Genomic DNA, 6,348 nt, shown 5'->3' with positions numbered 1-6,348 from the left:
TGGTAATCGTAATGGTATGAGTACCATCGCCATTATCTACGACTTCTGCAGTTGGTGATTTTCCATCTTGACCATTTTGACCATTTTGTCCATCAGATCCATCTGGTATAAAGATAGTTTTATCAGATTCATAGACATCAGTGTTTGGATTGTAAATTTTAATGGTAACATAATTACCATTCCGCCCATCTTCTTCACCCGGAGTAATTTCCACAATTGGTTGGGATGGTAAAAGTGGTTTTTCAGGATCAGCAGGTTTTTCAGGCCCTGGTATCACGATAGTCGTTCCATCATTATAATGAATCTCTACCCCACCGTCTTCTTTTTTAATTGTTTCAGTAATCGTTACGAAATTATATTGGAAAATGTCTGGTCTGGCTTCTTGGATCGTCTCACGTGAAACTTCTTGCCAATATTTTCCATTTATTTCTACAAAGTTTTCATAAAAACTTCCATCTGAGTGTGTTGGTATTTCCTCTGGGTTAACATGCTTATATAAAACACGATATCTACCAGATCGACCCTCTTGAACCTTTTTGATAGTTCCAGGAGCTAAGTCTTTATTATATTGGAACACAGAACCAAAACCTTCATCTTCAACTGTCATCTCATAAAGTTCATCTTTGACACTCGGATTAGGATCGGGTTCAGGCGTTGGAGTTTCGTCTTTTTGATACACATAGGTTATTTCAATTGTCTTCTCTGGTTTATAACTTCCTGTAGCAGGGCTACCATCCTCATTATATTTTGGATTGTTAATTAAATTTTTTATCTCAACAAGTTGATAGCCCTCTTTATCTTGTTTTTGCGTTCGATAAAACTCGTTCCATTTACCAGTTTGAGCCGACTTATCATCTTTTAAATCAATCACAATCGAACCGTCTGATTTTTTTGTTTGATAAATATGATGTTCTATGAATGATCCGGTTTCTTCTGTACTTTCACCTGTAGAGGATACACTTGTTTTGCCTATAAATGAACCACCCTGAGCAATAGGGTTGCCGCTTGGATTAGCGTCCTTATGAAGATAAGTGGTTACTCTTGGTTTTTCAAGTACATCAGAAGCACCTGGCGCATCCTCTACAAAAGTCATAGTGACTATGTAACGTTCATTTGCTAACATTGTTCCTAAATGGATACGGCTTTTATTGCCGTCATTCAAAATGTTACCTTTTTCTTTAGTTACCCTATAATTCTCACTATCGCCATTAAGGTCAGGGATTAGGCTATCGCGCATAATTTGAGAAGGATAGGCTGAATTATTTGATTTCTTAGGTTTCACTTTGTGAACTTCCAACGAATCAGGGTCAATATGGAATTTATCAGCTAAAAGTCGAATATCTGAATACCTTCCAACTTCTTCCCCACCATTGTTTAGATAAATAGTATATTTAAATAACTTCCGACCCTGTGAATCTTTCCCTAATTCACTAATTGCTTGAACTACTTTTCTATTCTTATTATTTCCATAATCCACAATTATATCTTGACTCTTGGTTTGATTTCCAATAGTTACTGTAACAGGATACGATTTCTTATCAACTACAGCTGTATCTCGATTGGCCACCAGTTGATCATTAAAAGATCCTTTTATATCCTTGTTATGATCCACATATTGAGTGAATATGTAACGAGTGGTATTGGATTCCGGATCATAAAATGCTTGTGCAATTAAATTGCCTTGACTATCTAGCAAATGAACACTATTTCGAGGTACATCTATGCCTCCAGGCAATACATAATCGCCGTAGTTAACATCAAAAAAATCGCCTGCTTTAATAGCATTGTCTAATTGGTACTTACCAGTAAACGCAATTTTCCCCTGTGAAGTCGGTTGCAATTCATTTGGGTTATCCCCACCAAGTATTTTAAATTGCAAATCACTAAATTGGATTAAATCCTTTACATCTCTTCCTGTGGCATTTTGGATAGCAAACATTTGAAAGCCAGAGTGTTTTTCAGCATAATCAATCCCAGCTTGAGTAATTTTCTCCATCAAAACTTCTGCGGACGCATTTTGAAGGGTCTCTTTATCAACGCCTGAAAGGATTCCTTCAATTTCTTCAGCACTGTATATCTCTGCTAATTGTTGACGGATCACCGCCTCGCGATCAATTTCACCATCAATTAATTGATGAAGTTCACTTAAGTGACCATCTGATTCTCCCAAACTTTTTTCTTCTGAATTAACGATGGAGTCTGACTCATTGACTACACTTTCTTCAATCACAGCGGCTTCTTCATCAATGATTAGCTCTTCCTCTAAAACTATTTCTTCTTCAGCAGATATAGATTCTTCAGTAGAACTCTCAGTTGTCTCTTCAACTAAGCTGCTGACTGTTTCTGGGGTAGAAGTTGAGACGCTCTCCTGCTCTACTGTTTTCTCATCAGTTGATGATTCCACACTCATTTCGGTACTGTTAGTCTCTGCTAACACTTCTTCACTATGAATCTCGTTAGAATCAACTGATTCTACAGTTTCTACAATTGCTGTTGATAAACTATGATCAACAGCCGATATTTCTGCATCATCAATTTTAATGACTGCAGGGGTTTCAACTTGTTTTTTTACCTCAACTGACTTACTTAGAGGTTGAATACCTTGGTCCTTATCATCATATCCTAATTCTTCAATTTGGGAAGTTTCCGTAGTGTTTTCTGCTGCTAAAACACTATTCGAACCCAAAAAGAACATACTTGAAATAGCAACGGATGCTAAGCCTGCACTATATTTTCTTAAACTATAGATTTTTTTCTTTCTAGCATTTTTCTTTTGTAACTCTGTAACGTTATTCTTTCCTAACATATTATTCCTCCTTAAAACATAAAATTAAATAATTTATGTAATCTTATCTTACTCCTAACATTTGATAAAGTCCATATCATTATACTTAATAAAAAATAATATCTCTAAAATATTGAACAACACCGAACTTTTTTAACTTAAGAGAAGAAAAAATCGTTGGATACTTTCCCAAAGTCTTATGTTGCGATTGGATAAATGATAAAGACGCGCCTCTCAAATAAGTAAAATACATTACTTTAAGCGCCCTAACTAGTCCAATCTATCAACCACTTCCAGTCGATAAATCATTTATGAATGTGCGAACGACTGACTTCGTTAAAAGACTCTTTCGTCCTAATTCTCAAACTGCTGAATTAACAAGAACAATGATTGAATCTGCTTATCAAACCAATGTGATTGCCGATCACTCAAAAACTAATAATCAGACCCTATTCACTCATACAGCTACCCTCTTCTTTTGCTGGCTTCTTAGGCAGACTTTATCAAACCAAAAGACCCCCAACCGTTAGACAAAAAGCTAACGGTTGGGGGTCGGTTCCTATTTGCTAGACATAAAACTTATTGATCAGATCGAGCATAGGCATTCTTCATGCCATTGGAAGCAATATCTAATACCTTTTTAAGCGTCTGATGTGTTTCTTCTTGTAACATAGCGACCAGTTTATGATTGGCTTGCTCGCATACTTGCTGACTTTGAGAGCTAGGGCTTGTTGCAAGTTTTTGATCATAGGCTTTAATGATTGCTAAAGCTTGATGGTCCACCTTGGACTGATAAGACTCTATCACTGTTTGCGTTTGATAATAATGTGCGTCCGCTAAAGCAGCAATCATTCTAGCAGACCAATACAGACTGTCCGTTGTGATTTGATCATCTGTCTGAGTGAGATAAGCCGGAAATTCACTCGCTTGAGGATATAGAGGAATCATGGCATTAAAGACATTTGATCCAAAGGCCATCCATTGAAGACTGCGGTTGTTTTCCGGCATATAAGGCCGAATTTGAGTTAGGCCTAAAAAATTATTGCGATTGATTCCAATTGTCCGGTAAGCGCCTCGCATTTCGCTTGAGCCCTTAGTAAGATATGGATCATACGGGGTTCCTTGGTAATGATTGGAAAGGATCTCTTTTATTTCTTGGACAGTAATTTTATGTTCAGGCACAAAGGACCATGGGATATCAAAGGATTGTGGTGTGTAATCTGCCTCTGAGCCTTCCCACTTATAAGTTGTTGGATTGAAAAAGCGTCCCATTACCCAAGCTCGTGGCGTATTATATACTAAATCTGCAGCAGTTCTTGAGCCAAAGGCCAAACGTGGCTGAAATGGACCATCTTTTGATAAATCTAAGTGATTCTCTTGAATAAACTCTTTTAAATCAGCTGAACACATATGCTCTTTTTGTTGACCGAATGCATCTTCTAAATCAAAGGAATCTATTCCAAATTGATTAGGCATCACTACATAGGAATCATCTGGTACCCGTTTAGCTAACCAATGATGACCCCCTATTGTTTCCAACCACCAAATTTCATCGACATCTTGAAAAGCAATCCCATTCATCTCGGAAGTGCCGTATTCTTCTAACAAACTTGCCAACCGCTTTACCCCTTCACGAGCAGACCGTATAAAAGGTAAGACGAGCGATACCATATCTTCTTCTGAGATACCTCCAGGAATTTCTGCTTGATAATTATCGCTCCCCTGCTCACCCCTAGCTTCTTGGTAGGTTACCAATGGATCAGCAGCTAACACTCGCGCATTGGAAGTGATCGTTTCGGTCGCAGTCATGGCAACATTTGCGGCATTGACCCCACACGCTCCCCAAACTCCCTGGTCTCCTACAGCATCAGGGGTCATACTATAAGCTAATGGGTCACTTGGCAACTCAATTTCTAAGTGAGCTAACACCGACCGATAGTGAGACGGATGTCCTTGACTATCGACTTTGACCATTTTTTTAACATTAAATTGTCCCGAAACAGAGTCTTCGTTTCGTGCGACAAGCGTTGACCCATCATAAGAGGCTTTTTTACCTACTAAAATTGTTGTACATCCCATATTAATCCCTCACTTTCATACTCCTATCTTATGCTTCTTACTTCTAAAAATAAAGTCTGAATAATGTATTTATTCTTAAGTATTAAAAAACTCCTCATTAGTTAGGTCGCTGGCTAACTAATGAAGAGCTTATTACAGTGCTATTTTTAGCTTTTAATCTTATCGGAATATATTTTATCAATAAAAACTGCTATGGCATTATCTCCTGAAACATTCGCTGCAGTACCAAAAGAGTCTTGAGTTAAATACAGCGAAATCATTAATTGTTGCATAGCATCTCCAACAATTCCTACCATTGGTAAGAATGGTACAGCTGACATAATAGCTCCTCCAGGTGCTCCTGGAGCTGCTACCATAGCAATACCTAACATGCAGATAAAGCCAAAAATTATACTAAAGCTGTGCGGAAGATCATACATTAATAATAAGGCTGTCGCACAGGAAGTAATAGTAATCATCGAACCTGCTAAATGAATAGTTGCACATAGAGGGACAACGAAATTACGAATTTCTTCAGATACACCATTATTTTCTGCACAATCTAAGTTCACCGGAATAGTTGCAGCAGATGACTGGGTCCCAACTGCCGTCATATAACCTGGAATTTGATTTTTAATGAGTCGTAATGGGTTTTTCCCAGCATAGCTTCCTGCACCAATGAATAATAAACTAACATAAAGTAAATGCATAATGATGACAATAACGAATACTTTCCAGAAGATAGATAGTACTGCAAATACCGATCCAGAATAAGACATATTTGCAAAATTTCCTAGAATATAAATTGGCAACAAGGGAATAATTACCGTTTCTAATACTTTAACTACCACTTCTTCAAACTCAACAGTCAATTGGTAAAGTACCTGTCCAGAATTTCGATTAGCCCGTAACCACGAAATAACAAGCCCCATCATAAAAGCCAGCACAACCGCTGTTGTAACTTCTAAAATAGGCGTTATCGGAACCGTAAAGAATGGAGTAGCTCCTTCTCCTGCTTCAGTAATCTTATTGACTAAATCACTGGTAATAAAACTAGGAAAAATACTTGTTGCCACAAAGTAAGCAAAAGTCCCCCCTATAAGGGTTGATCCATAAGCTGTTAAAGCTGTCATACCTAGTAATTTGCCTGCTCCTTCTGTAAGATCTGCAATTCCTTTAGTTACTAAACCAATAATCATTAAAGGAATAAAGAAACCTAAAAAGGCTGAAAACAGGCTAGATAAAGTAACTAAAATTCTAATAAACCATTCAGGAACAAATGGCAAACGCCCAATCAAAATACCCATTGCAATAGCTATCAGCAACCGACCGACTAAACCCGTTTTGATTTTAATTCTGTCATTTTTATTCTCTGACATTTTTTCCCCTCCATTTGGAATTTTTTAGCAAACTCGAGTTATTACTATGCTTATATTATACACGAAAAAAAGTTATATGAAAGCGTTTTTTAAATTATCTTATTTTTTTACTGTATTTTGGTGAAT

General features: G+C 37.3%; 4 protein-coding genes. 1 reads left to right on the top strand and 3 read right to left on the bottom strand.

What is annotated here, in order from left to right; all coding sequences use genetic code 11:
* Positions 1–2,806: Ig-like domain-containing protein (locus ACQV2R_RS04040; RefSeq protein ID WP_428875003.1), on the bottom strand; the 2,806-nt coding region annotated here is incomplete at its 3' end.
* Between the two features lie 230 nt (positions 2,807–3,036).
* Here ACQV2R_RS04040 and ACQV2R_RS04035 point away from each other — a divergent pair.
* Positions 3,037–3,315 carry a hypothetical protein gene (locus tag ACQV2R_RS04035; protein ID WP_428875005.1) on the top strand — a complete coding sequence of 93 codons (279 nt, stop codon included), beginning with the start codon at positions 3,037–3,039 and terminating at the stop codon, positions 3,313–3,315.
* 49 nt (positions 3,316–3,364) lie between these two features.
* On the opposite strand, the gene ACQV2R_RS04030 is transcribed toward ACQV2R_RS04035, so the two are convergent.
* Together ACQV2R_RS04030 and ACQV2R_RS04025 are read right to left on the bottom strand one after the other, a co-directional pair.
* Complete coding sequence (locus tag ACQV2R_RS04030) at positions 3,365–4,864, bottom strand: C69 family dipeptidase (protein ID WP_428875002.1); 1,500 nt, start codon at positions 4,862–4,864, stop codon at positions 3,365–3,367.
* 146 nt (positions 4,865–5,010) lie between these two features.
* Positions 5,011–6,222, bottom strand: a complete 1,212-nt coding sequence (locus tag ACQV2R_RS04025) for a dicarboxylate/amino acid:cation symporter (protein WP_428874403.1) — start codon at positions 6,220–6,222, stop codon at positions 5,011–5,013.
* Positions 6,223–6,348 lie beyond the last annotated feature (126 nt).

Source organism: Facklamia sp. P12937 (genome assembly GCF_050409505.1).
Taxonomy (GTDB): Bacteria; Bacillota; Bacilli; order Lactobacillales; family Aerococcaceae; genus Facklamia.
The sequence above is the reverse complement of the archived record's forward strand: the minus strand, read 5'-3'. Positions and strand labels throughout refer to the sequence as shown.

What these genes read in the sequence shown, in the direction of transcription:
- ACQV2R_RS04030 (WP_428875002.1), bottom strand. Translation starts at nt 4,864, where the DNA reads ATGGGATGTACAACAATTTTAGTAGGTAAAAAAGCCTCTTATGATGGG.
- ACQV2R_RS04025 (WP_428874403.1), bottom strand. Translation starts at nt 6,222, where the DNA reads ATGTCAGAGAATAAAAATGACAGAATTAAAATCAAAACGGGTTTAGTC.